The 24,117-nt window shown below is 44.5% G+C and carries 25 protein-coding genes and 5 tRNA genes; 1 reads left to right on the forward strand and 29 read right to left on the reverse strand.

Annotation, left to right across the window (positions count from 1 at the left end):
- Nucleotides 1–66: 66 nt before the first annotated feature.
- The 4 genes from COPRO5265_RS04185 to COPRO5265_RS04200 all read right to left on the reverse strand — a co-directional run bounded on the left by COPRO5265_RS04185 (nucleotide 67) and on the right by COPRO5265_RS04200 (nucleotide 397).
- Nucleotides 67–142, reverse strand: a tRNA-Phe gene (locus COPRO5265_RS04185).
- A 7-nt stretch (nucleotides 143–149) separates the two neighbouring features.
- Nucleotides 150–226 (reverse strand) — tRNA-Asp (locus COPRO5265_RS04190).
- 4 nt (nucleotides 227–230) lie between these two features.
- A tRNA-Val gene (locus COPRO5265_RS04195) sits at nucleotides 231–305 on the reverse strand.
- Nucleotides 306–309: 4 nt separating this feature from the next.
- A tRNA-Leu gene (locus COPRO5265_RS04200) sits at nucleotides 310–397 on the reverse strand.
- Nucleotides 398–514: 117 nt separating this feature from the next.
- On the opposite strand from COPRO5265_RS04200, the gene COPRO5265_RS04205 reads away from it, so the two are divergent.
- Nucleotides 515–589: transfer RNA gene (locus tag COPRO5265_RS04205), tRNA-Ala, on the forward strand.
- A gap of 13 nt (nucleotides 590–602) precedes the next feature.
- Here COPRO5265_RS04205 and COPRO5265_RS04210 read toward each other — a convergent pair.
- From COPRO5265_RS04210 to ftsH, 25 genes are all read right to left on the reverse strand, one after another.
- Nucleotides 603–1,463, reverse strand: a complete 861-nt coding sequence (locus COPRO5265_RS04210; RefSeq protein WP_012544424.1) for an ABC transporter permease — start codon at nucleotides 1,461–1,463, stop codon at nucleotides 603–605.
- Complete coding sequence (locus tag COPRO5265_RS04215; RefSeq protein ID WP_012543774.1) at nucleotides 1,460–2,383, reverse strand: ABC transporter ATP-binding protein; 924 nt, start codon at nucleotides 2,381–2,383, stop codon at nucleotides 1,460–1,462. The genes COPRO5265_RS04210 and COPRO5265_RS04215 overlap by 4 nt, the downstream gene beginning before the upstream one ends.
- 309 nt (nucleotides 2,384–2,692) lie before the next feature.
- A complete protein-coding gene (locus COPRO5265_RS04220; protein ID WP_012544030.1) occupies nucleotides 2,693–3,037 on the reverse strand; it encodes a carboxymuconolactone decarboxylase family protein in 345 nt (114 codons plus the stop codon).
- A gap of 200 nt (nucleotides 3,038–3,237) precedes the next feature.
- Nucleotides 3,238–3,666 carry a D-aminoacyl-tRNA deacylase gene (dtd, locus tag COPRO5265_RS04225; RefSeq protein ID WP_012544817.1) on the reverse strand — a complete coding sequence of 143 codons (429 nt, stop codon included), beginning with the start codon at nucleotides 3,664–3,666 and terminating at the stop codon, nucleotides 3,238–3,240.
- Nucleotides 3,663–5,780 carry a RelA/SpoT family protein gene (locus COPRO5265_RS04230; protein WP_322785166.1) on the reverse strand — a complete coding sequence of 706 codons (2,118 nt, stop codon included), beginning with the start codon at nucleotides 5,778–5,780 and terminating at the stop codon, nucleotides 3,663–3,665. Before COPRO5265_RS04230 ends, dtd begins: the two co-directional genes overlap by 4 nt.
- Nucleotides 5,768–6,295, reverse strand: coding sequence for an adenine phosphoribosyltransferase (locus COPRO5265_RS04235; RefSeq protein ID WP_012544278.1), 528 nt, complete (start codon nucleotides 6,293–6,295; stop codon nucleotides 5,768–5,770). The genes COPRO5265_RS04230 and COPRO5265_RS04235 overlap by 13 nt, the downstream gene beginning before the upstream one ends.
- A gap of 2 nt (nucleotides 6,296–6,297) precedes the next feature.
- On the reverse strand, nucleotides 6,298–7,185 hold the full coding sequence (secF, locus tag COPRO5265_RS04240) for a protein translocase subunit SecF (protein WP_012544447.1): 888 nt from the start codon (nucleotides 7,183–7,185) through the stop codon (nucleotides 6,298–6,300).
- On the reverse strand, nucleotides 7,182–8,459 hold the full coding sequence (locus COPRO5265_RS04245) for a preprotein translocase subunit SecD (protein WP_012544623.1): 1,278 nt from the start codon (nucleotides 8,457–8,459) through the stop codon (nucleotides 7,182–7,184). Before COPRO5265_RS04245 ends, secF begins: the two co-directional genes overlap by 4 nt.
- Nucleotides 8,460–8,523: 64 nt before the next feature.
- Nucleotides 8,524–9,618: a tRNA guanosine(34) transglycosylase Tgt gene (gene tgt, locus COPRO5265_RS04250; RefSeq protein WP_012543948.1), complete on the reverse strand. Its 1,095-nt coding sequence runs from the start codon at nucleotides 9,616–9,618 to the stop codon at nucleotides 8,524–8,526.
- Between the two features lie 17 nt (nucleotides 9,619–9,635).
- Complete coding sequence (gene queA, locus COPRO5265_RS04255; protein WP_012544593.1) at nucleotides 9,636–10,667, reverse strand: tRNA preQ1(34) S-adenosylmethionine ribosyltransferase-isomerase QueA; 1,032 nt, start codon at nucleotides 10,665–10,667, stop codon at nucleotides 9,636–9,638.
- Nucleotides 10,664–11,137: an epoxyqueuosine reductase QueH gene (locus COPRO5265_RS04260; protein ID WP_236608185.1), complete on the reverse strand. Its 474-nt coding sequence runs from the start codon at nucleotides 11,135–11,137 to the stop codon at nucleotides 10,664–10,666. Before COPRO5265_RS04260 ends, queA begins: the two co-directional genes overlap by 4 nt.
- A gap of 46 nt (nucleotides 11,138–11,183) precedes the next feature.
- On the reverse strand, nucleotides 11,184–12,146 hold the full coding sequence (gene ruvB / locus COPRO5265_RS04265; RefSeq protein ID WP_012544296.1) for a Holliday junction branch migration DNA helicase RuvB: 963 nt from the start codon (nucleotides 12,144–12,146) through the stop codon (nucleotides 11,184–11,186).
- Nucleotides 12,113–12,661, reverse strand: coding sequence for a Holliday junction branch migration protein RuvA (gene ruvA / locus COPRO5265_RS04270; RefSeq protein ID WP_012544330.1), 549 nt, complete (start codon nucleotides 12,659–12,661; stop codon nucleotides 12,113–12,115). The genes ruvB and ruvA overlap by 34 nt, the downstream gene beginning before the upstream one ends.
- The gene (locus COPRO5265_RS04275; protein WP_012543634.1) at nucleotides 12,645–13,124 is read right to left on the reverse strand and encodes a crossover junction endodeoxyribonuclease RuvC; all 480 of its coding nucleotides are present in this window, start codon (nucleotides 13,122–13,124) and stop codon (nucleotides 12,645–12,647) included. Before COPRO5265_RS04275 ends, ruvA begins: the two co-directional genes overlap by 17 nt.
- Nucleotides 13,124–13,870, reverse strand: a complete 747-nt coding sequence (locus tag COPRO5265_RS04280; protein WP_012544537.1) for a YebC/PmpR family DNA-binding transcriptional regulator — start codon at nucleotides 13,868–13,870, stop codon at nucleotides 13,124–13,126. Before COPRO5265_RS04280 ends, COPRO5265_RS04275 begins: the two co-directional genes overlap by 1 nt.
- Before the next feature lie 63 nt (nucleotides 13,871–13,933).
- Entirely contained in the window at nucleotides 13,934–15,358 is a 1,425-nt protein-coding gene (locus COPRO5265_RS04285; RefSeq protein WP_012544637.1) for an aromatic amino acid ammonia-lyase, read from the reverse strand.
- Between the two features lie 6 nt (nucleotides 15,359–15,364).
- Nucleotides 15,365–16,558, reverse strand: coding sequence for a sodium ion-translocating decarboxylase subunit beta (locus COPRO5265_RS04290; protein WP_012544527.1), 1,194 nt, complete (start codon nucleotides 16,556–16,558; stop codon nucleotides 15,365–15,367).
- Between the two features lie 9 nt (nucleotides 16,559–16,567).
- Nucleotides 16,568–17,017, reverse strand: a complete 450-nt coding sequence (locus COPRO5265_RS04295; RefSeq protein ID WP_012543678.1) for a biotin/lipoyl-containing protein — start codon at nucleotides 17,015–17,017, stop codon at nucleotides 16,568–16,570.
- Between the two features lies 1 nt (nucleotide 17,018).
- The gene (locus COPRO5265_RS04300) at nucleotides 17,019–17,354 is read right to left on the reverse strand and encodes an OadG family protein (RefSeq protein WP_012543822.1); all 336 of its coding nucleotides are present in this window, start codon (nucleotides 17,352–17,354) and stop codon (nucleotides 17,019–17,021) included.
- Nucleotides 17,355–17,366: 12 nt separating this feature from the next.
- Nucleotides 17,367–18,911, reverse strand: coding sequence for an acyl-CoA carboxylase subunit beta (locus COPRO5265_RS04305; RefSeq protein WP_012544207.1), 1,545 nt, complete (start codon nucleotides 18,909–18,911; stop codon nucleotides 17,367–17,369).
- A 3-nt stretch (nucleotides 18,912–18,914) separates the two neighbouring features.
- The gene (mce, locus tag COPRO5265_RS04310) at nucleotides 18,915–19,319 is read right to left on the reverse strand and encodes a methylmalonyl-CoA epimerase (RefSeq protein WP_012544033.1); all 405 of its coding nucleotides are present in this window, start codon (nucleotides 19,317–19,319) and stop codon (nucleotides 18,915–18,917) included.
- Nucleotides 19,309–20,223, reverse strand: coding sequence for a methylmalonyl Co-A mutase-associated GTPase MeaB (gene meaB, locus COPRO5265_RS04315; RefSeq protein ID WP_012544889.1), 915 nt, complete (start codon nucleotides 20,221–20,223; stop codon nucleotides 19,309–19,311). Before meaB ends, mce begins: the two co-directional genes overlap by 11 nt.
- Nucleotides 20,202–20,594 (reverse strand): cobalamin B12-binding domain-containing protein, encoded by a 393-nt coding sequence (locus tag COPRO5265_RS04320; protein WP_012543886.1) that lies wholly within the window; start codon nucleotides 20,592–20,594, stop codon nucleotides 20,202–20,204. The genes meaB and COPRO5265_RS04320 overlap by 22 nt, the downstream gene beginning before the upstream one ends.
- Nucleotides 20,595–20,614: 20 nt before the next feature.
- A complete protein-coding gene (locus COPRO5265_RS04325) occupies nucleotides 20,615–22,273 on the reverse strand; it encodes an acyl-CoA mutase large subunit family protein (RefSeq protein ID WP_012544401.1) in 1,659 nt (552 codons plus the stop codon).
- 2 nt (nucleotides 22,274–22,275) lie between these two features.
- A complete protein-coding gene (ftsH, locus tag COPRO5265_RS04330) occupies nucleotides 22,276–24,093 on the reverse strand; it encodes an ATP-dependent zinc metalloprotease FtsH (RefSeq protein ID WP_012544657.1) in 1,818 nt (605 codons plus the stop codon).
- Nucleotides 24,094–24,117: the final 24 nt, after the last annotated feature.

Genomic DNA, 24,117 nt, shown 5'->3' on the forward strand with positions numbered 1-24,117 from the left:
TACTTTGTGTTTTGGAATAATCGTTTTATCATTTTGGGAAGGCCGCGTAAAAAGTGGCAAAAAAAATGGTGCCGAGGGACGGAATCGAACCGCCGACACGGGGATTTTCAGTCCCCTGCTCTACCGACTGAGCTACCTCGGCACTAAAATGGCGGGCTCGAGGGGATTTGAACCCCCGATCTCCGGCTTGACAGGCCGGCGTGTTTGGCCCCTACACCACGAGCCCGCTTTGGTGGGCGGTAGAGGTTTCGAACCTCTGGCCTCTTGCTTGTAAGGCAAGCGCTCTACCACTGAGCTAACCGCCCACCATGGTGCAGGGGGCGGGACTTGAACCCGCACGGTCTCAACAACCACAGGACCCTCAATCCTGCGCGTCTTCCTATTCCGCCACCCCTGCTTTGGGGTCTTTTTCATTATATCTTATGGCTGTTAGTTATGTCAAGTAAGGTAATTCTGGCGTTTTCCTTGCTATGTCCATACAAAACCATGGGGCTTAAGGTAAAATAGAATACGTGGGGATGTAGCTCAGTGGGAGAGCGCTTGCTTCGCAAGCAAGAGGTCGCCGGTTCGAATCCGGTCATCTCCACCAATAGCTTTCCTCATTAAGTGAAATTCTTAGTTCTGGAAACGATAACAACTCCCAATGAGAAAAAGAGCACGGCAGTTCCTAAAATCACTAGCACATGCATCCAAGGTTCCATTGGTTGCCCTCCAAAAGAAAACACCACTCCAAGCGTTTCCTTCACATCAAGTACTTTGTCCACAGGAACTGCGCCAAATCCCAGCGACAACGGTTTATCCATGATAATCTGCCTAAGCAATGCTCCTGCATGAGAAACTGGAAACAACTTTATCACCCACTGCATAGAGTTGGACAGTACCCCAGTAGGAACATAAATGCCAGTTATAAAACCAATTAGGGTTCCGACAAGGGTACTAGCAGCAGAAAATGAAACAGGAGTGGAAAAGAAAGATACAAGTACAAACAATAAACTGTTATTCATCACCGAAGTGATTATCAGAGCTCCGATGACCTCTATGAAGGAGAAAACATCCAACCATTTACCTCCGTTAGATACAATGTAGACTTCGCCCAGCACCAATGTAATCACACCTACAATAAACCCTGTAACAAGCGCTGACAGTACATAACCTGCCACTATGTTTTTTCTACTAACCGGGCTGGCATAAAAATCCTTTGAGATTCCTCTTGCTTTGTCTTCCACCATGACCCCATAAGCGCCCATGGCCGAAGTAAAAGAGGTGATTGTCAAAAGACCCGCAATGAGCCAACTATCCATGATCTCTTGCCCGTTAACTATGCTTTCAAGGTTTGAGGTCCACAAATCTCCGAGAAAGAATATATAAAGACCAAATACAATCAAAGCAGATAAGAGCGAAAAGAAAACAGCTGCCTTATCACGGAAAAACACTGTTAAGTTTCTTCGAGCAAGCATGATCATTCCCTTATCTCCTTCCCTGTAATTGCTATGAATGCTTCGTCCATGGAACCCAAGACAACTTCAAAGGAAAGTAAATACTGCTTACAAAGCTCCAATAATGGCAATGCATCAAGCGATGTTTTTAAAGCAACACTGATTTTGTCACCATTCACGGCAAAGTCAACACCTCTGGTGCGAAAGAGCTCTACAACCTTGCTAGTGTTTGAACTCACTAAGATTAACCTGTCAGAAGCGTACTTTTCTTTTAGTTCCAAGGGGGTGCCTTTAGCAACGATTTGTCCATCATCGATGACGATAACATAGTCAGCCTGTGCTGCCTCTTCCATGTAATGAGTAGTTATAAACACAGTAGTGCCAAGCTGTTCCTTCATATGAATAATCAGGTCCCACATTCTTTTTCTGGTTTGAGGATCCAATCCCGTAGTAGGTTCATCCAAAAAAAGTACCTTCGGTGTATGAACTAGCGCCCTGGCAATGTCGCATCGCCTACGCTGCCCGCCAGAGAGGTTTCCATAGGGGCGGTTAACGATCTCGGTTACTGCTGCCAACTGGCAAGCACGTACCACCGCTTCTCGAGCAGATGCCATGTCAAGCCCATATAAGGAAGCCCTGAACATTAGGTTTTCCCATACTGTCAGCGTTTTATCTAAAACACCATATTGGAACACCACTCCTATGGACTGCCTTATGGCATCATCTTCTTTTCCCAAAATGTTGCCGTCAATGACCACAGTCCCGCTATCGGGCTTCAGTACAGTGCAGAGTATGTCAACAGTTGTAGATTTCCCAGCTCCATTGGGACCAAGAAAGGCAAACAGCTTCCCTTCCTCAACATAGAAACTGATTCCTTTGACTGCATGTACATCCCCATACGATTTTTCTAAGTTATCCACTTCAATGATCTTTGAATTGCCTAACAATGCATCACCTCTTGTTCGGGAATGATTCACTTGCTTGCAGACCATTCCGGTCTTTTTGTTATTCAGGCTGCTCAACGATGCAGATTATGTTATTTTCGATATTAGCAAGATTGTGGCAATATACAACAAAATTGGATAAGGAGTCCTAAAATACCAGCGTCAAAACTCCTGTTCTCCTTTGTTGTAGTTGTGCTACTTAGCCTTCAATCAACAGTATAATGAATTTGCTGTCAGTACCTTACCCAACAGGTCCGTAATAATTTGAAGTACTTCACATCTAAGTAGCTACCAACATATTGTTACTGTTGCTCACTGCGTCAAGCCCTCAAGAACCTCCATGGCTTCAACTGAATATGCAACTCCAGGACCGCCACTCATCATAATCGCCACACCTAAAGCTTCCATTATTTCTTCTCTAGTTGCACCGGCTTGTAAAGCTGATCCAACGTGAGCTACGATGCAGTGAGAACACCTCACTGCAACAGCAATTCCCAAGGCAATGAGTTCCTTTTCTTTCGTGGAAAGTGCTCCGTCGGCTGTTGCAGCATGATGAACTTCATTGAACCCTTTCATAACCCCTGGGATCTCGCTCGCCAATTGAGCCATTCCCTCGTTGAGTTCCTTCGCTTCCTCTTTAATATTCCTCTTTGCCATGCATACCCCTCCTCTTATGTGTTGCGCCTGCATCTCTTGCTAACCCAACCTGCCAGTCAGCGCAAATTCCGCCCAGCACAACCTACGCATGATTATACTATAGAAAAGGTACGAAACTTAACAGATTGTATTCGTTATTGGTCAAATTAACTATGACCCTGAGCTGGTTTACTAGAATTAAATGAATCAAAAGTTTGTCTTTATATCCTAAAAATAACATTAACAGGACCGTCGTGCTTCATCGTTATTTCCATGTACGATCCGAACACACTACAAACCTTTTTCTTCGCATCCAAACTGTTACAAAACTCCTCAAACAACGATTTCGCCTCTTCAAAAGGCAAAGCGTTATCAAAAGACAGCCTTCTACCTTCTACAAAGCCAGCCAAGGTAAAATTACTTACAGCCATTACACTGCCGTCAATGTCCTTCAAAGATAAGCCTAGCCGCCCATTCTCATTCTCGAAAATTTTGATGTCACTAACCTTTAAAGCTCCTCTTCTAACGTTTTCAGTGTTGTCTCCTTTTTCCAGACCTACAAAACATACAAGTCCCTTGTCAATAGATCCGATCTCTTTCCCATCACAAGTAATAGATGCACTGCTCACTCGAGAGATTACAAGTATCATTGTTTACCCTTCACCACCTCAATGATCTCTGGCATTTCAGACAGTTTGTTAAGTATGACCTGAAAATCGTCTTTGTTCTTCAGTTTTACTTCAACCAAGATCTTGATCTGTTCAATCCGTTGTCTCCTTTGAACAGTGATCTTGTCTATGTTCAGACCAGCCACGGCGAAAACAGAACCGATGTCAGCCAAAAGCCCTAAACGATCCCTAGCAGTGATTTTGATGTCCACAGGATAGCCATCCTTATTCTTGGCTCCATGCAGCTGATCCCAACTAAGTGAAATAGTCTTGCTAGCATCACTTACATTCTTGCAGTCAGCGGCATGGACCACTATGCCGTGGCCACTCTCTACAACGCCAACAATGTCCTCTGGAGGAAGTGGGCTACAGCACTTTGCAAGGCGGTATGGAATACCAGTCACACTGCTAACGGATGTTTGCTCTTTTGTGGCTACTGTTTTGCTTTCCTCGTCTTTAGCTAATTCGGGCGCAATAAGTCCCAAATTTCTAAGGACTAAATCCAGCGAGGACTGGTTCTTTAAGATATTGATTAACGTTGATTCCACATTCATGTTCTTGGATTTTAGTGTGTCGATGAATTCTTGGTATGTGAGATCGTACCTTTTTAGAGATTCTTCCAGCAGCTTTCTTGAATCTTCAATGATCTCTTGTCTATCTCTCTTACGGAACCAGCTATTTATTTTATCTGCAGCGTGAGCAGTCTTAACTATTTTAAGCCACTCTATGCTAGGGCCAGAACGATTCTTGCTCGTTATTATTTCTACACGATCGCCCATTTCAAGCTGTTTATCTAGTGGAACCCATGCACCATTTACCCTTGCTCCCACAGCGTGATGTCCAATCTCCGTATGTATGCGGTAGGCAAAGTCAAGAACAGTAGCACCCTTGGGTAGTGAAACTACGTCCCCTTTTGGGGTGAAGACCAGTATTTCTTCTTTAAGGGTGTCCATCACCGCCTCAGTTATTTCGTCAGTACTCTTCACCTTCTCATCTTCAAAAGCGAAGACCTGCTCCAGCCAATTTATCCTCTCCAAAGTGGATTTAGGAGTGACGCCCTCTTTATAGGCCCAGTGTGCAGCAACACCGTATTCAGCGACTTGGTGCATGTACCATGTTCTGATCTGAACTTCTAGTGGTAACCCTTTAGGACCGATGACGGTAGTATGTAAACTCTGATAAAAGTTTGGTTTCGGTAAAGCAATATAATCTTTTAACCTTCCAGGGATAGGTGGCCACACAGCATGAACTAATCCCAGAGTAACGTAGCATTCCTCTTCAGTATTTAGGATTATCCTTAGTCCCATTAGATCGAATATTTCGTCAATGGTTTTGTTTTGAGTAAGCATCTTGGTGTAAACAGAATACAGGTGCTTCATTCGCCCTTCAACTTTAGCTTCCATGCCACGCGCTCTTAACATGTCTTCAACTTTAGTTCTCGCCTCTTCAATAACTTCTCTCTGACCTCTTAGCTTTTGATTTACCAAAGTCGAGATATACTCGTATTGTTCTGGATAAAGTGTCTTGAAAGCAAGATCTTCTAATTCCCATCTAATCCTGTAAACACCCAAACGGTGAGCTAAAGGAGCATAGATGTCCAGTGTTTCTTTGGCCACCCTCTTTTGCTTATCAGCAGGTAGATATTGTATGGTGCGCATATTATGGAGCCGATCTGCCAGTTTTACTATGACCACACGAGGATCTTGAGCTGCACTTAAGAAAAGCTTGCGCAGATTCTCCTTTTGAGCACCTTCCCAGCCCGTACCTTTTGGTAACTTTCTTAGTTTTGTCAAACCGTCTACAAGAAGCGCTACCTCTGTACCAAAGTTTTCTTCAACATCCCTTAGCGTTACAGGCGTATCCTCCACCACATCATGTAGAATTCCAGCAATTATAGATTCTTGGTCAGCATACAACTCAGCTAAAATCAGTGCGACTCTGAGGGGATGAACCATGTAGTCCTCACCAGAGCGTCGTTTTTGACCACTATGAGCTACGCCAGCAAACTCAATAGCTCTTTCAATCTTTTCTGGATCACCTATGTAAGAAGAAACCTTTGTGACAAGCTCGTCTTTCAGCTTTTTCAGACTGTCAATAGATAAAACACCTTCTTGCCTAGTTTACTTAGTCGTTCGTAACCATCCATGGTTCCGAGACGTAAGAGGAAGCAAAATCCAGCTACGTCCGCCCCCAATGTGTTTACGAGGTCAGCTGCGGCCTGGGCCGTGCCACCTGTTGCCAACACATCATCTACTATGAGAATAGAATCTCCTGGGCCTGCAGCATCCTTGTGTATTTGAAGAACATCTTTGCCATATTCGAGTTCAAATTCTTTCTCCACTACCTCAAAAGGCAATTTACCAGGCTTTCTAATGGGAATGAAACCCACACCCAGACGGTAAGCTAAAGTACCACCCCATATGAACCCACGAGCTTCCACAGCGGCTACAGCAGTGACGTTCAGTGAGCTCACTGCTTCTGCCATCAGGTCAACCGTTGTGGCAAATGCATCAGGATTCTTCAGCAAAGGTGTTATATCTCTGAAGATGACTCCCTCGGTGGGGAAATTAGGTATATCCCTTATATATTGTCTCAAATCATCTACACGCACAACTACTCACCCCAATCGACCAGTAAAGATGCCGCTATGAAAATACTTGAATACGTTCCTGTTATTAGTCCGACTGTTAAACCAGTAGTAAAGTCAGGCAGGAATCGATACGCAAAAATCATTAAGCATAAAGCAGCTATGAGAGTGGTAATGGATGTATTCAATGACCGCCTAAACACAGAGTGTATAGCCGACTCAACGACTTCTGCTGTGGAAGCCTTGCTGTTAAGCTTTCTATTTTCACGAACCCTATCTAGTACTACTATGCTGTCCTGCAATGAATAACCTACCAATATGAGAAGCACAGCCACAAACGGACTGTTTATTGGTATGAAGAAAATGGCAAAGATACTTATGGTGACCAAAACGTCATGCAACAATGCCAGCACGGCTGCTAGACCATATTTGAATCTGAACCTGACAGAGATGTAAACCAGTAGTGCTAAGAGCGCCACAGTCAAGCTCAAAACAGCATTCTTTATAAGTGAACTAGCTACAGAGGGGCCAACGAAATTCTCATCAGTTACACTAGCACTAGCCTGTAATGATTCTCTAACAGTGGGAAGTGCGGCCTCATCTATTTTTGCCCTAAGTTCATATTCGTTTGCACCGGACTTTCTTACTATGGGATCGTGGATGCCTGCCTCTAAAGCTATTCTGGTTAACTCCGAAGCATCCTTGTTCTCAGGGAGAGTAACGGTAAACACTACACCACCGCTGAAGTCAACACCCAGATTTAACGGTTCGTGATACCTAGCGTAATTTATACCCATAAACAGGAAGCCAACAAGTATAACAACAATGGACGCAGTGTAAAACTTCTTTCTATTCTTAACAACTTCCACAGGAAGCTTAGAAAACAAAGGGAAACCAAACCAAACGTTTTTCATGCTTGCACCTCCGCTTTCTCAGACCTAGACGAAACAAAGGATTCTAACAGGGGATCCAGTAGGAGCCAAGGTAGAACAATGTTCAGCACTCCACCCAACCCAAGTGTTATTGCAAAACCTCTCAGAGTGGGGGCGCCAAGGTAGAAAAGAATAAGGGATACTACTATTACGGATACGTTTGAGTCAATTACTGTTACAAAAGCATGCCTAAAGGCATCTTCAACAGCTCTACGCGGTGTCTTCCCCTTGTTTAACTCTTCCATAAATCGTTCATACAAAATGATGTTACTGTCGATTGCCATACCCAAGGTCAAAATGAAACCACCGATTCCTGAAAGTGACAAGACAGCCTTAAACATACCAATATATATAGCTGCATCCAAGATAACAAAGCTGAGTAAGCTCAGAATTGACATTCCTCCTAGCGCACCGTAGTTTATTATCATGTAGAAGATTATGGCTATGGCTGCAGCAATACCTGCGAGTTCCATACCTTCCAACGCCTGTGAGCCCACAGAAGGTCCTACATTCCTTAGTGCGCTCACTTTAATCTGAGTAGGTAAAGCACCACCTTGTAAGAGAGCCGCCAATTGGCGAGCTTCAGCTATGGTGAAACTACCGGTTATGGAAGCTTTGCCACCGGAAATAGCTTCCTGAACAGTAGGAGAGGAGATCACCTGACCATCCAACCTTATCTCGATTGTTTGACCCACCCACTTGGAAGTAGCATCATAGAACTTCTTAGCGCCTTGCGAGGTAAATTCAAGCCCCACGGCAGGTAGACCAGCCTGGTCCGTAGTCACATATGCACTTTTTAAATCGGCCCCAGTAATTACCACGTTGCCCTCCGGATCGACGAATTCTAGTTTAGCTGGTTTACCCAAAAAATCTACCACTCCTTGTGCATCCATTTCTTTTTCGCTAAGAACATCTGCAGGAATCTCCACCACTACTCGTTTCCAATCACCCGGATCATCATAAATCTTTATTTCTCCCAATCCAAGTGTATTAATTCTGTTTTCTAAAACCGTTTTCAGCTGATTAACATCATCTTGCGTAAGCGTTTGGTTCTCGTAAGGCACTGCTTCTAGAGTGATCTGAACTCCGCCTTTTATATCCAAGCCAAAGCGGAATTTTATACCCCACTGATCGCGAACGACCTTTTGCATATCATAGCCAATACCCGGCAAATTCACCGGCAACGCCAAAATCAAAAACAACAGGCTCACCACTACAAGAGCCGCAGCAATACCAATTTTCCACTCTTTGCTCATCCTTTGCCCTCCTTCATTTATAACGTGCATGCCTTACGCTGTACTACCACATAGATTTTCTCTCTTACTCACCTATTATACGTTTTCTCCATTGGTAACGGATTTCCTCTTTCAAGCTATCAACGGAGCCACCTTCAATAGCTGCTCGTAATTTCCGCGTTAAATCAGCCATGTAGGAAAGGTTTTCCACTGTGGCAACGAAAAGCCCTAGCGGTTCCCCAGCCTTAAAAAGGTGATGCAGATAACCGTAGGTGTATTGCGGCTGATACTCTAAGGGTCTAAAATCAAACTTGTATTTTCCTCGAACAATGACCTGAGGTCCATCTTGCCAAGAGTAAACCCAGCCATGCCTTGCATGTCTTGTTGGCTGAACACAGTCAAACATGTCTATACCCATACTAGCGAGTTCAACAATTTGCACAGGGTCGCCTACTCCCATCATGTATTTAGGTGCCTGTTTAGGTAACGCATCCAGCACCTCGTAAGTTAGCTCATACATGAGTTCTTCTGGTTCGCCCACAGACAGTCCACCAATGGCGAATCCATCAAAAGGAAGAGAAGCAGTCAGTGCTGCGCTTTCACGTCGAAGACGTTTGCTGAAGCCACCCTGAACGATGCCAAACCGTTTTTGACCTTGTAGCGGCTCCACAGACAAGAATCTTTCTCCCCACCTAAGTGTCACATCCATCGCTTTTTTAGCTTCACTTTCACTAGCAGGATAACCCAAGCACACATCTAGCTGCATGGCAATATCGCTGCCTATAATGTTCTGAGCTCGAGCAACGAATTCGGGAGTAAAGAAGAATTTTGTTCCATCTATGGGAGATCTGAATTCCAAGCCATTGTTCCTAATCTTCATGGAATGCTTGAGTGAATAGATCTGAAAACCTCCGCTATCAGTTAACACGTTTTTATCCCAGCCCATAAAGCGATGGGTCCCGCCGATCTTCTCCAAAACTTCAAGCCCTGGTCTAAGGACTAAGTGATAAGTATTGTTAAGAATCAAACTGTACCCTAACTGCTTAAGTTCATTAAGGGGTGCAACCCTTATGGCCCCTCTGGTAGCAACTGGCATGTAGACTGGCGTTGTTACAATACCATGATTTAAAGAAAGTTGCCCAGTTCGTCCCTTATCTGTTTCCTTGAATATCTCAAACATATCGAACACCCTAACTTTCAAAGTATGAGCATGGCATCGCCTAAGCTGTAAAACTTGTACTCTTCCTCAATGGCGTGCCTGTATGCCTTTAAAATAAGATCCGGTGTTGCAAAAGAGGATACCAACAGGAGCAAACTGGTCTGGGGAAGGTGAAAATTCGTCACAAGCTTGTCAACGACCTTCCAGCTGTAACCAGGCTTAATAAACAATGATGTATCCGAAAACACCGAATTTAGTTTCCCGTCATCACATGCTGCTGATTCCAAGCTTCTAACCACCGTTGTTCCCACTGCAAAAACGCTGTGCCCGGATTCCTTCGCTTCATTGACAGTTTTGGTCGTTTCAGCGGAGACGAAGAACGTCTCTTGATGAAGTTCACTCTTCTCTTGCCAATCCGATGCTAGTGATTCAAAGGTACCGAGCGCCACATGTAAAGTTACGTAAGAGATTTTTACTCCCATGTTCTTCAGATCTTGCAGCAGATTTTCAGTGAAATGCAGACCTGCAGTAGGAGCTGCCACAGCACCAGGTTTCGAGGCAAACACTGTTTGATATTCTTCGGCTGGCACTTTTCTTCTTATATAAGGAGGAGTCGGTACCTCTCCCCAATCGTCCAGATAACTATCAAGCTCTTGAGCAGACATCCCCAGTTCAATGATCGCTGTTCTCTCTGTACGTTCCAAGAGCTTGACTTCTGCTCCGCCGTTTAACAAGAGCACCTCGCCAATTTTGATTTTTCTAAGCGGTTTAAGGAGGCACTCCCATACATTATCTCTTAATGGTCGAACAAGCAGAATTTCCACTGCGCCACCAGTTTTTCTGCGTCCCTTTATTCGTGCTTTTAGTACCTTTGTGTTATTAAGCACTAGTACATCACCAGGCTTAACGTAATCCTTGATCTGATAAAAGCGCTTGTCCTCCAAAGTACCAGTATCACGATGAACCACTAGTAGCCTACAAGCATCTCTGGGGTCACTTAACTTCTGAGCAATAAGGTGTTTTGGCAGTTCGTAATTGAGTAGTTCCTCCAAAGCTGACAAACGTTTCACCTCCACAGCTGCTCAAACCTTTGCACTTCTCGCTCTAAAAGCGAGCCGTAACAACCACAGTAATTTTGAACATAGATGCCCATATCCTTCAGCTCTCTCATCTTATTCATATACTCTTCATGGGTCACCTCAAAATAATACACCTGTATGGAAAGCTTGCTTTCAATGGCACTTAATATCCCGCGCAGTAAGTCTTGGTTTTGAGTAGGAGAACTTAGCAATGTAGTGGTAAACATGTCAAAACCTCTTTGCTTTGCGCTGTTTGCGGCTTCAGTTAGCCTCAAGTCATAACAGAAAGCACATCTTCTACTGAAAAGCAGTTCATGAAGCTCCTTCTTTGGTAACTCCGGAATAACTTCTCCACTTACAGACAAAAGCTCACACACATTCAAGAAAGACTGGGCTCTATTTATCCACTCGCTAGGTGGCTCAATATTGGGGTTAAAGAAACTTCCCAACATTGTGTCCACTTGGGGCAAATGTGAAAAAGAAGCATATAGGCATGGCCCACAGCAGCTATGAACAAATAACCTTTTCGTATGCTTTCCATCCTTTGTCAGTTAACTTTCTTCCACGGCTTGTGACTGTCACGAATCCGAGCATCATCAGGTACGGCTCAACAACCCCTTCAAGGGTTTCTACATCCATTCCCAGAGCTGATGCAAGTACTCTGATGCCAGAAGGACCTCCCTTAAATGTCTCTGCTAGCGTTCTAATGTAATCTTTGTCTAAGGGAGACAAGCCATATTCATCAATGTTAAGTAGATTAAACAAATCAATGATTGCTCCTACGTCTAACGTTTCAAGATGATTGAGCGCGGCATATTCCACCACTCTTCTGCAAATCTGTAAAGCCTCGCGCGGGGTTCCTCTACTCCTTTTAGCAATCTCCCGCAAGGCTTCAGCAGAAATATCCAACCCTTGCTGTGCTAGTTCTTCTTTTATAATCTTCCCTATTTCCTCTTCGCCGTAGTAGTTAAAAGAGATCTTTATGGAGAATCGACTTAAAAATGGCTTACTTAAGAAAGAAATCTTTGTCGTCGCTCCGATTAGAGTGAAAGGCTGAAGATCAAACTTGATTATGCGAGCAGTCTTATTCTTACCAACCATGACTCTGATAACTTGCTCATCCATGGGAGCATAGAGAAGCTCTTCTACCGATTTTGGTATGCGATGAATTTCATCTATAAAAAAAACCGTAGGACGTGAAAATGAAAGAAGTATGTTTAGAACATCTTTCACATTGGTTAGGCTATTACCTGTGGTCTCAACAAAATTCGCTGCCACTTCCTGAGCCACCAGCCTGGCTAGAGTGGTTTTACCCAAACCAGGAGGGCCAAAAAAGAGCATATGATCGGGCATTTTGCCAAGCTTCTTAGCTGCTTCCACACTAAAGGATACTGAGGATACGGCAGTTGTTTGGCCAACAAACTCTTTAAGTTCCATTACGCCTTCTTGTTGAGTTCCCTTATTACCCATCTTAATGCATCTTCCAATGTTTTATCTCGCCATTCACTACTACCATTTAAGAGCTCTGTTACCACATTACGTTCATAGCCCAAGTCGCAAGCTGCATTTACCACTTCCATAAAATCATTGTCGAAGTCGTGGCGGGTATGTGTCAAACGACCACTAAGTTCCGCCACTATTCTTTTGGCCGTTCGTTCTCCTATACCAGGCAGTAGTGCCAGCTCATGCTCATCGCCAGCTTTGATCATGTTTAGAAGTTGCTGTACATCATACAACGAAAGTATTCGAGAAGCTTTAATGTTTCCGACGCCCTTCACATTCTTAAGTACCTGAAAAAGACCAAATTCTTCCTTGTTAGAAAAAACAAAAACGCGTATATCATTGTCAAAAGAAACAAAAAACAAGTATTCGCCATCTCCGGCCCTAGTGGTACATCTGGTTACTTCGATGGACAAACCCGTTTTCAAAGAAAACCAATAAGACTCGTCTTCCTGACTAAGTGTTCCACTAACTTTCAACAGCACGGTTATTCCTCATCAGAACATGAATCCAGGCAATTGCCATGGCATCCGAGGCATCATCAAACAAGGGCAACAGGTCAAAGCCTGTTTCAGCCTGCAGAGTGCGAACAATACCCGCCTTTTCCTCGTGACCATAGCCAGTAGTAAAGGATTTGACCTCAGTAGGAAAGTACTCAAAAACCTTTATGGCTCTCTTGTATGCCACTAACTTCACTACACCACGACATTCGCTTATTTGGAGCAAGTTATTTCTGTTCTTGCCCCAAATAAGCTTCTCGATAGCCATCTCTTCGGGATTGAACACGTCGCACAAAGCGCCCACATAGCGCTCTATGGTTGTGTATCTCAAATGCTCAGGCAGCCCTGTTAGTTCTAAACACTGCACATGTAGCCAATTTCTACTTTCGTCATCTAGCAAAGCCAAGCCCACACGTGTACTACCCGGATCAACACCAAATACAACCACTATTCTTCAGCCGTTAATACCTCTGGCAAGTCGGCATTTGTATAGACTTCCTGCACGTCGTCATTGTCATCCAACTCTTCAAGCATGCTGAGTATTTTCCGTCCCTCTTCTTCCGACACAGAAATATAGTTTTTCGGTATGAACTCCAATTCCGCTCTTGAGACTTCAATGCCGACCTCATTTAGGTGATCCAATACTTTCGACAGCGCATCGGGTTGCGTATATATGGTTACCGAATCATCTTCCTCTAAAACATCATCTACTCCGAAATCGATAAGTTCCAGCGTAAGTTCGTCGATAGAGGGAACCTGTTCTTTGTTCAGTTCAATGACGCCCTTCCTTTCGAACTGCCAACTCACAGCTCCACTCTCTGCGAGAGTTCCACCGTGACGACTAAATATTCTGCGTACATCTGCCGCAGTACGATTCTTGTTATCGGTGGTGACCTCGACTAGAATGGCAACGCCTCCGGGACCGTAGCCCTCATAGAGAGCCTCAACAAATTCTTGACCTTCTAAATTCCCAGCTCCCTTGGCTATGGCTTTATCAATGTTGTCCTTTGGCATATTTGCCGCTCTAGCTTTGTCTATAGCTACGCGTAGTCGCAAGTTTGTATCAGGGTTCGGGCCACCTTCACGTGCAGCTATGACTAATTCTCTTGTCAACTTAGTGAAAATTTTGCCCCTTTGGGCATCCATCTTACTTTTTTTAGCTTTTATGTTGTGCCACTTCGAGTGTCCAGACATATCTATACCTCCTCGTACCTGCTCTATTATAACTCAGAAAGTCTAAGAGTTTGAAAGACTAAATTAAAGCTGATCCGCGAAAGCTTCTATGACATCAGAAAAAGAACGTTCACCCCCCACATCTGTCTGCAAGTAGAACTCCAATGCCTCTTGTATGGCAGTTGAAACCTCTATGTTGGCCATCCTAGAAGCCCTAACGGTAACAAGCAGTGTGCTTGCAAGCAGGTATTTGTACAGTTCTAATTGCCTTTCAAGTAGTCTGTTAGATGTTGGAGCAAAAGATACTACGTCTTCTTGCCCCGTAGACATGGTTTGGTTCATTATTGTTATGGGACTCGCCAGCATAGAGATTTCGGAAAGCAAATCTGCTGATAAGTATTGAACAATCATTAGACCAGAGTTAAGGCCTGGTACTTCAGCTAGAAACGCTGGCAGACCACGACTAAACTCAGGGTTTAGCAGTTTTTCCTGCAGCTGATATAAGATATTGCCCATAAGAGGCAAGAGAGCCCTTAGCTGTGAAGACATTACAGCAATACTTTCAGCATGGAAATTGCCTTGAAAAACAGGCTCACTATCTTTGAACAGTGGATTATCGCTAACAATGTTCATCTCTTGCTCCAGCCAAGAATCGACATTGTCTAGTGTTCTTATGACAGGCGCATAAAGCTGCGGGAAACACCTTATTACATAGGGCTCTTGAACCTCAGGACCTGACCTTCTGACCGCAGAAGAATCCTTGAGCACTTCCCTTAGCCAAGAGAGTAGCTGCTCAAAGTATGGATCTGGCTTGGCTTGACTAACCAAAGGATCGAGAAATGAAACAATAGCTTTCCTTGTCTCCAGATGAAGGGCGTAGGTCCACCTCGTCATCTTTTCGAGCCTCTTGAACTTTTCTAACAAGTGAATCATGTGAGAAAGAGAAAAATGAGTGCCGTTTATTACGGCAAGGCCTTCTTTTTCTCTCAGTGCAAATTTCTCGAGCACGTGGGGATTACCTGAAGCATCGTACACAGGTTTCTCACCAACAATACCTAGCATTAGTGTGGCCAAGAATGACAAATCACCGCTGGCACCCACAGAACCGAAGCAACCTACTCTGGGTATGTAGTCCATGTTGATTGCAAATAGGATTCTTTCCAGCAGTTCGGGACTGACCCCAGACAATCCTTGGGCCAAGCTATGCGCCAAAAGTACCATGGCACCTTTGGTGACTGACCTTGAAACTCTTTGTCCCACCGACTCCGCGTGGCTTCTTATTAGGTTAGCCTGGAACTCCTCGAGCGTGTCAGCTTTAAGTGCCACATCCTTTAAGGATCCAACACCCGTATTAACTCCGTAGATAACCTTCCCCTCTTGCAAAATACTCAGCAGTTGTTCACGCTTTTGCTCCAGCTCATTTCTTGTGTTAGAGCCTAGGTACAACTGTTCTTTTCCTTCAACTACGCTCCAGAATTTTTCCCACGTTAAATGCTCTGACACCTCCATAGACTACTAACCTCCTAAGAGTGCGAGGAAAACACCAGCTGCAACAGCTGTCCCCACAACTCCTGCTACGTTGGGCCCCATAGCATGCATCAGCACAAAATTGTCTGGATCGTAGGACTGTGCTACTGTTTGAGAAACTCGGGCAGACATGGGTACGGCTGAAACCCCTGCCGAGCCAATGAGAGGATTCACCTTTCCACCTGTTATGTAATACATAAGTTTCCCCAAAAGCAAACCACCGAACGTAGCAAATGCAAAAGCCAATACACCGAGAACCACAATCTCCAACGTTTGCAAAGTGAGGAACGTATCTGCTTTCATAGAAGCTCCTACTGCCAACGCTTGGAATATAGTAACAATGTTTATGAGCTCGTTTCCGGCCGTCTCAGCGAGCCTTCTTGTTTCGCCAGCCTCCTTTAAGAGATTCCCGAACATTATGGCTCCTATGAGTGGTGTCGACGCAGGTACGAAAATAGAAGTAACCACAGTTATTGCAATCGGGAACAGTATTCTTTCAACCTTGCTTACAGTCCTAAGCTCCTTCATTCTCACTTTCGCTTCTTTTTCCGTTACCATTAGACGCATTATGGGAGGCTGTATGATAGGAACAAGGGACATGTAAGTGTAAGCAGCCACAGCAATGGGTCCAAGTAAGTGAGGGGCTAATTTTACTGCCAGGTAAATGGCAGTGGGCCCATCTGCACCTCCTATGATTCCTATGGCAGCCGCTTCCTTTAAATTGAATCCCAGTACAACAGATATTATCAGTGCCGCGTACACGCCAAATTGCGATGCAGCCCCCATCAGGAACGATGAAGGCTGTGCGATCAATGGTCCAAAGTCAGTCATAGCCCCTATACCGATGAAGATTAGTATGGGATAGATTTCGTTTTTCACGCCGAAATAAAGGATGTCCCCTAGCAATGGTAAACGTGGACTGACAATTTGATTTAACTCACCAACCTGTTTAACGTATTCCAGAGACAAAAAATACCCACCTGCCACCGGTAGGTTAGAAAGCAAGGCACCAAAACCGATTGGAACGAGTAGCAACGGTTCTATTTTCTTAAAAATACCTAAATAAAGAAGTATCAGCGCTACAGCAACCATGATCCAATCTTTCCATTGAGCGGCACCTGCGGCAGCAATGCTGGTGCTTTGCCAAAGGGTTTGAAACAGATTAGATATCGTTAGTTCCATATGCTGCACCTACTTCAGCACTACTAAGGGATCGTGAGTATTTACTGTTTGGTTTGGCGAAACTAGTACGCTGTCCACAACTCCATCTACTGGCGCCAGGATTTCGTTTTCCATTTTCATTGCCTCTAAGATTAGGAGCAGGTCACCTCGTTTTACCTGACTTCCCGCTGACACGTTAATTCTGAGAATCTTACCTGGTAGTGGAGCCTCCACCACTGTACCTCCAGTCTTAGATGGAGTAGCAGGCTTTTGAGGTACACTAGAAGTAGTAGGTGCTGAAGTGCCTGCAGCGGTAGGCGCTGGCTCAACCTTCTGAGTACTTTCCTCCCGTCGTGTTTGTGTTTCGCTTGTGGCGGCTCTGGTCACGCTCTTAAGAAAAATCTCTTCATTTTCAGATTCGATCTCTACATTGTATTCTTTCCCATTTACTCTAACCACATATTGGAATACTTTGCCCATATCACAGTCCCCTCCTAACATCAGTGCGGCGCACAACGCCGTAATTCACCCTTGACATTCTTAACATGTGATAATGCAAAGCGGCTGCAATAGCCGCCACGACTTCTGGTTCAACTTCTTCCAAGGTCTCTCCCTCTTCCTCTGCCTCTGGTAAACCTTTTGTTGACTCCTGCTCAAATAATGTTCTTTGACTAGGCGGTGGGGTAGCTACTTCTTTCTTCTCTCGGCTTGCAGACTTTAGCAATGAGGTTACTAAAGCGTCTATGGCGAGAACAAGGAAGACGACAGCCAATCCCACGACAGTGAGTACTAAAGCGTCAAGAAAGCTTGCCATCATATCTCATCGCCCCTACAGCGGAATATTTCCATGCTTCACACCTACAGAGCCTTTCTTCGAAAACGTAAGTTCAAGGCCATTGTAAATAGCTAAACGCACAAACTGAGGCTCAATAACGTCATCAACATAAAGCCTGGAAGCGGCCACATAGGGATTTGCAAATTGTTGCCTATACTCGCTTATCTTTTCTGCTCTGACTTGATCAGGATTCTCAGCACTTTCTATCTCTTTCCTGAAAACGATGTTGGCTGCTCCTTCAGCCTCCATGACAGCAATCTGTGCTGATGGAAGAGCCAGCACCATGTCAGCACCAAGATGCTTGGAACCCATCGCAATGTAGGCTCCGCCGAATGCTTTTCTTACTATGAGAGTAATCTTGGGAACTTCTGCCTCAGAATAGGCATAAAGCAGCTTTGCTCCGTGACGTATTATGCCACCGTATTCCTGCTGGGTTCCAGGCATGTACCCAGGTGTGTCCACTAATGTCACAATGGGAATATTAAAAACATTACATGTTCTAACAAATCGAGCAGCTTTATCTGAAGAATCGATGTCCAAAACACCAGCCATGTACGAAGATTGGTTTGCCACAATGCCAATCACGTGACCACCCAACCTGGCAAAGCCAGTCACCATGCTTCGAGCGAATTCCGGCTGTACTTCCAAGAATTCTCCATCATCCACTATCGCTTGTATAACCTTTTTTATGTCAAAAGCCTTGTTAGGCTCAGCAGGTATGATGTCCGCAAGCTCTGGAACCAACCTGGTTGGATCATCTTTTGGTTCTATGTACATGGGTTTTTCGTAAGCGCTGTTCGGTAAATATGAAAGTAACCTACGCGTCAAATCAATGGCTTCTTCATCTGTGTCTGCAACAAAATGTATGTTACCAGATTTTTGGGCATGAACCAGAGGACCACCAAGCTGTTCATTTGTTACCTTTTCGCCAGTCACTGTTTCTACTACCTTTGGCCCTGTTATAAACATGTATGCATTGGAGGTCATTAAAACAAAATCCATGAGTGCGGGCGAATAAACTGCGCCACCAGCGCAAGGCCCAAAAACTACAGCTATTTGTGGAACTACACCTGATGCTTTAACGTTTCTGTAGAAAATGTCACCGTACCCTTTTAAGGCGTCTACGCCCTCTTGAATACGTGCACCACCAGAATCATTCATTATGATCACAGGGGCTTTGTATTGCAGTGCCATATCCTGCACTCTGGCTATTTTAGCTGCGTGCATTTCCCCCACAGAACCACCCAATACTGAGAAATCCTGTGAAGCTACAAAAACCAAACGGCCATTAATGGTTCCAAAACCCGTGACAACGCCATCTGCAGGCGCTTTAGTTTTATCCATACCCAAAGCCGTCGCACGATGTTCCACAAAAGCGCCAAGTTCTACAAAACTGTTTGGATCTAGCAAATACTCAATACGTTCCCGGGCGGTCAGTTTACCAGCATCTTTGATTTTTTTAATACGCTCCTTACCGCCCCCTTCAAAGATCTTCTCTTTTCGCTGCCTGTACTGCTGTAAAAGCTCTTCCCAATCCATGGTTTACTCTCCTTCTACCAGTTCCACTAAGACTCTACCTGTGCTTTTGGGGTGTATGAAAGCGATTCTTGTTCCCTCTACACCTTCTCGAGGACTTTCATCTATCATACGCACACCTTTTTCTTTAAGTTCTTGAATGGCTTCTTCAACACTGTCAACAGCAAAGGCAAGATGGTGCAGCCCTTGCCCGCGATCGGATAAAAACTTAGCTATGGTACTGTCTTCAGACGTTGGAACCAAGAACTCTATCTTCGTCTGTCCAACTCTGTAAATATAGGTCTTAACCTTCTGTGAAGACACCTCTTCTACTGTATCAGGCTCCCTCCCAAAAAGGAGTCTTCCCAGCTGCAATGATTCTTCTTCAGAAGGCATCGCTATACCTATGTGCTCTACATGTTTAATGTTCATCCAAGCACCTCCCTATGCGATCCACAAAGGTCTTTGCCGCAATATAAGGAACTTCTCCCTCACTGTACCGTTGGTCTACAATGGGTTCAAGCATTTGCATCATCCATGAGTGGTACAAAGCTTTGTTTCGCTCTTTACGTATTTTTTCGAGCTCCTTTGTTTCTTGCTTTTTCTCATAGCACTTATCGATTTTAGAAAGAAGAACATCAATATTGCGTCGTTCAATAGCTGAGACGGGCACCACTGTTGGTGGTTCATCAAGTAGCCTGGCATAGGCTTCGAGAGCCGCCAAGCTAATATTGGCACTGGGCATATCCATTTTGTTCATTACCAGTATGTCAGCAATTTCCATAATGCCACCTTTCAAAAACTGGATTTCATCGCCTAATCCGGGTGAAAGCACCAAGACCACCACGTCAGCAAAGTGAGTTATATCCACTTCACTTTGTCCAATACCTACAGTTTCTAAGAATATGTAATCGAAACCAGCTACTTCCAGGATCTTCACAGACTCCATCAAAATTGGGCTTAAACCCCCAAGAGCACCTTTATTGGCAAAGCTTCTAAAAAACAAATTCTCATTAGGGAAAAGATGTTGAAGCCTTATTCTGTCCCCCAGCAAAGCGCCGCCGGATCTTGGAGATGTGGGGTCCACAGCCATAACACCTACTCTTTTGCCCTCTTTGAGTAAAGCTTCTGCCAAAGCTCCAACTAGACTGCTTTTGCCCGCTCCACCAAAACCCGTTAAACCAATCAAAGGAGCAGGGCTCGTGTGTTCTCGATAAAGCAAGTCTAGAAACTCGGACATGTCCTCCCCGTTTTTTTCAATCAAAGAAATGGCTCTGGCTATGTCAGCCTGCGAACCATTCCTAAGTGCCTTTATCAGGGATTGGCTTGTTCCCATTTTTTAATAGCTTCCACTATGGTCTGAGGAGGAGTGCCAGGTCCAAAAACAACGTCTAGACCTTTTTTCAAAAGCTCTTCTTGGTCTTCAGGCGGTATAACCCCTGTCCCAATGATAAAAGGATTTAGACCAAGTTCACGTATTTTCTTAGCCGTTTCAGGAAAAAGTTCTAGGTGGGCTCCGCTTAGGTTGTTTAGCACAACTACTTCTGCTGATTCCTGAAGAACAGTTTGCGCAATTTGACTAGGCGTTTGCCTGATACCTGTGTAAACTACATCGTAACCATTGTCTTTTAACACTCTCGCAATAACCTTTGCTTGCCTATCATGTCCATCCAGACCAGGCTTAGCAACAACAACTTTCCTTCCCATGATCTATTTGCACCCCCCTTTTAGAAAACCACAGGCGGTCTGTATTCGCCAAATACATCCCTAAGAGTATCCATTATTTCTCCTAAGGTGCACCTATTTCTTACAGCATCAATTATGAGTGGCATCAAATTTACGTTCTCAGTTGCAGCCGCTTTTCCAAGTTCTTCCAAAGATTTCTCAACCTTCACGTTGTCGCGGTTGCTCTTTACCGCCTTTATAGATGCAATTTGTTCTTCCCTAATCTTTGGATCTACCCTGAGAACTCTAAAGCTCTGATCTTCTTCCGAGTCTGCGAATTTGTTCACACCAACTATGACCTTTTCTCCGTTAGCCACTCCCCTGTAATACTCGTATGCGCTCTCAGCTATCCTCTTTTGCATGTAGCCCGACTCGATAGCAGCCACAGCACCACCCATGTCGTCAATGACTTTCAATTCCTTCGCAATATGTTCTTCAAGTTCGTTGGTCAACTGCTCAATAACGTAGCTTCCGCCAAGCGGGTCAACCGTGTCAGCCACGCCAGACTCATATGCAAGTATTTGCTGCGTCCTCAACGCCACCTTCACCGCTTCCTCTGTGGGCAAGGAGAGAGCCTCATCATAAGAATTGGTATGCAAAGACTGCGTGCCACCGAGTACTGCAGCCAATGCCTGCAAGGTTACACGAATAATGTTGTTCAGAGGCTGCTGTGCTGTCAAAGTGGAGCCCGCAGTTTGCGTATGGAAACGAAGCATCATTGCACGCTCTTTTGTTGCTCCGTACTGTTCTTTCATGATCTTCGCCCAGAGCCGACGAGCAGCCCTAAATTTAGCAACCTCTTCCAAAAGATTATTATGAGCAGCAAAGAAGAAAGAAAGCTGTCCCGCAAAATCGTCCACAGAAATATTTCTCTTTAATACAGCATCTACATAAGCTTTTGCATTGGCAAAGGTGAACGCGATTTCTTCAACGGCATTGGCTCCTGCTTCACGTATGTGGTAGCCACTTATGGAAATAGGATTCCATTTTGGCATTTCTTTTGCACAGAATTCTATGGTGTCAGCAATGAGCCTTAAAGAAGGTTTTGGAGGAAATATGTAGGTTCCGCGAGCCACATATTCTTTAAGAATGTCATTTTGAATAGTACCAGAAAGTACCTTGCGGCCCAAACCGTTCTCTTCCGCTACAACAATGTACATTGCCAAAAGTACAGCTGCAGGTGCGTTTATTGTCATACTTGTAGAAACCTTGGATAGGTCGATTTGGTCGAAAAGAACGTGCATGTCTTCCACTGTATCAATGGCAACGCCAACCTTTCCCACTTCACCCATGGAAAGCTCATGATCTGAATCGTAGCCAATTTGCGTAGGTAAGTCAAAAGCCACAGATAAACCTGTTTGACCTTGTTCCAACAAGTACCGAAATCGCTCGTTGGTTTCCTTTGCTGTACCATAACCCGCATATTGCCTCATGGTCCAGAATCGACCTCTGTACATGTTAGGTTGAACCCCACGTGTGAAAGGATACATACCAGGCCAGCCTAAATCCTGTTCGTAGTCCACATGTGAATTGGTAGGGTCATAAACGGGCTCTAAAACTAAACCACTGTCAAGAACAAACTCCTTTCGCCTTTCAGCATACTTGCCGATGTGCTTGTTGTAAAGCTCCATCCATTTTTCTTTTCCTTCCTCCAGTCCCATATTCACCCCTCCGCTAAAAGAGTCAAAAACTCATCGGAAGACATGGTTTCAACTTCCATGAGTCTTTCTGCTAATTTGTGAATTCTGTCAATCCGTTCAGCAAGTGTTTTCTTAGCCATTTGATAAGCTTCTTCAAGAATTTCTTTAATCTTTTGGTCGATCAGCTGAGCAGTGGCTTCACTGTAGTTCTTATTCCTAGTTATTTCCCGCCCCAAAAACACCAAGTCTTGACGCTCTTCCAAGGTTACTGGGCCCAGTTCGCTCATGCCCCACTCTACTACCATGCGCCTTGCGATATCAGTAGCGCGCTGCAAATCATTTTGTGCTCCTGTAGTCTGAGTTTTAAGGAATTCTTCTTCCGAAGCTCTTCCACCCAAGAGAACAGCAATTTTCCTAATAAGCTCCTCTCTGGTATACATGACCTTTTCCTCACCACTACCGCCGAACACATAACCTACGGCCATACCTCTGGGCACTATGGATATCTTATGTATTTCTTTAGGGTCATCAAGGACTGCGGTACAAACGGCATGACCTATCTCGTGATAAGCAGTTATCTTCTTTTCTTCAGCGCTTAGCACACGACCACGCTGAGGACCCAGCATGACCTTCTCAACGGCTTCCTCGAACTCTTCCATGGTTACCAAATTTCTGTTCTTTCGAGCAGCTAAAAGCGCTGCTTCATTTACAAGGTTAGCCAAATCAGCTCCGCTAAATCCTGGAGTAAGTTGAGCTAGCCTATCTACATCCACATCCTGTGAGATGGGTTTGCCTCTCATATGTATTAGCAGTATTTGTTTTCTCCCGTTTACGTCAGGCATGTCCAATATTACTTTTCTATCAAATCTGCCTGGCCTTAGCAGAGCAGGATCTAGTATATCAGGGCGGTTCGTAGCAGCAAGCACAATGATTCCAGCATAAGGGTCAAAACCGTCCATCTCTACCAGTAACTGGTTCAATGTCTGTTCTCGTTCATCATGACCTCCACCTATGCCTGCTCCTCTTTCCCTTCCCACTGCGTCTATCTCATCGATGAACACAATGCAAGGTGCAAACTTACGAGCTTGTTCGAATAAATCTCTTACACGAGCAGCACCAACACCCACAAACATTTCTACAAACTCCGAACCGCTGACGGAGAAAAATGGTACGCCTGCTTCACCTGCAACAGCCTTAGCCATTAGGGTTTTACCAACACCTGGAGGACCTACTAAGAGTACACCCTTAGGAATTTTGGCACCGATAAGCTGATACTTCTTTGGATTTTTGAGAAAATCAACAATTTCCAAAAGGTCCTTTTTAGCCTCCTCAGATCCTGCTACGTCTTTAAAAGTGACGGTAGGTTTGTCCTCCATATAAAGCCGCGCTTTTGACCGTGTAAAAGAGAAAACCTGGTTGCTCCCAGCAGAGCTTTGCCTAAACATGAACATGAGGAAAAAGATCATAGCCAAGATGGGAATCCAGTTTCCCAAAATTGTTATCCAAATGCTGGTTTTTTCTTGTTGAACACTAAACCTAACCGGCGTAGGGCTGTTCTTGGTAGCATCTAGGAGTAAACCTTCCGCGATCAGATCAATATCAGCAGTGTAAACTTTTCCATCTTTTGTCGTAGCCTTCACATTGGAGTTCGAGACAATGATCATGGATTCTATTTCACCGTTTTCGATCATGTCGACAATTTCACTAGTTGTTACCGTAGTGGGAGCAGTAGATGGAATTAAACTACTTCCTAAGAATAAGGGTCCTATCATGGTAACAATGATTAGAGCTACCATTATGAACACCAATAAACCCAAATCCGGTCTTTTATTGTTCTTCATTCTTTTCTTTTCAACTCCTTTAAC

Source organism: Coprothermobacter proteolyticus DSM 5265, from assembly GCF_000020945.1.
Taxonomy (GTDB): domain Bacteria; phylum Coprothermobacterota; class Coprothermobacteria; order Coprothermobacterales; family Coprothermobacteraceae; genus Coprothermobacter; species Coprothermobacter proteolyticus.

Bases quoted from the DNA above. Each gene is read 5' to 3' on its own strand.
- COPRO5265_RS04210 (WP_012544424.1), bottom strand. From the start codon at position 1,463: ATGATCATGCTTGCTCGAAGAAACTTAACAGTGTTTTTCCGTGATAAG.
- COPRO5265_RS04220 (WP_012544030.1), bottom strand. From the start codon at position 3,037: ATGGCAAAGAGGAATATTAAAGAGGAAGCGAAGGAACTCAACGAGGGA.
- dtd (WP_012544817.1), bottom strand. From the start codon at position 3,666: ATGATACTTGTAATCTCTCGAGTGAGCAGTGCATCTATTACTTGTGAT.
- secF (WP_012544447.1), bottom strand. From the start codon at position 7,185: ATGAAAAACGTTTGGTTTGGTTTCCCTTTGTTTTCTAAGCTTCCTGTG.
- COPRO5265_RS04245 (WP_012544623.1), bottom strand. From the start codon at position 8,459: ATGAGCAAAGAGTGGAAAATTGGTATTGCTGCGGCTCTTGTAGTGGTG.
- tgt (WP_012543948.1), bottom strand. From the start codon at position 9,618: ATGTTTGAGATATTCAAGGAAACAGATAAGGGACGAACTGGGCAACTT.
- ruvB (WP_012544296.1), bottom strand. From the start codon at position 12,146: ATGGGTAATAAGGGAACTCAACAAGAAGGCGTAATGGAACTTAAAGAG.
- COPRO5265_RS04280 (WP_012544537.1), bottom strand. From the start codon at position 13,870: ATGTCTGGACACTCGAAGTGGCACAACATAAAAGCTAAAAAAAGTAAG.
- COPRO5265_RS04285 (WP_012544637.1), bottom strand. From the start codon at position 15,358: ATGGAGGTGTCAGAGCATTTAACGTGGGAAAAATTCTGGAGCGTAGTT.
- COPRO5265_RS04290 (WP_012544527.1), bottom strand. From the start codon at position 16,558: ATGGAACTAACGATATCTAATCTGTTTCAAACCCTTTGGCAAAGCACC.
- COPRO5265_RS04295 (WP_012543678.1), bottom strand. From the start codon at position 17,017: ATGGGCAAAGTATTCCAATATGTGGTTAGAGTAAATGGGAAAGAATAC.
- COPRO5265_RS04300 (WP_012543822.1), bottom strand. From the start codon at position 17,354: ATGATGGCAAGCTTTCTTGACGCTTTAGTACTCACTGTCGTGGGATTG.
- COPRO5265_RS04305 (WP_012544207.1), bottom strand. From the start codon at position 18,911: ATGGATTGGGAAGAGCTTTTACAGCAGTACAGGCAGCGAAAAGAGAAG.
- mce (WP_012544033.1), bottom strand. From the start codon at position 19,319: ATGAACATTAAACATGTAGAGCACATAGGTATAGCGATGCCTTCTGAA.
- meaB (WP_012544889.1), bottom strand. From the start codon at position 20,223: ATGGGAACAAGCCAATCCCTGATAAAGGCACTTAGGAATGGTTCGCAG.
- COPRO5265_RS04320 (WP_012543886.1), bottom strand. From the start codon at position 20,594: ATGGGAAGGAAAGTTGTTGTTGCTAAGCCTGGTCTGGATGGACATGAT.
- COPRO5265_RS04325 (WP_012544401.1), bottom strand. From the start codon at position 22,273: ATGGGACTGGAGGAAGGAAAAGAAAAATGGATGGAGCTTTACAACAAG.
- ftsH (WP_012544657.1), bottom strand. From the start codon at position 24,093: ATGAAGAACAATAAAAGACCGGATTTGGGTTTATTGGTGTTCATAATG.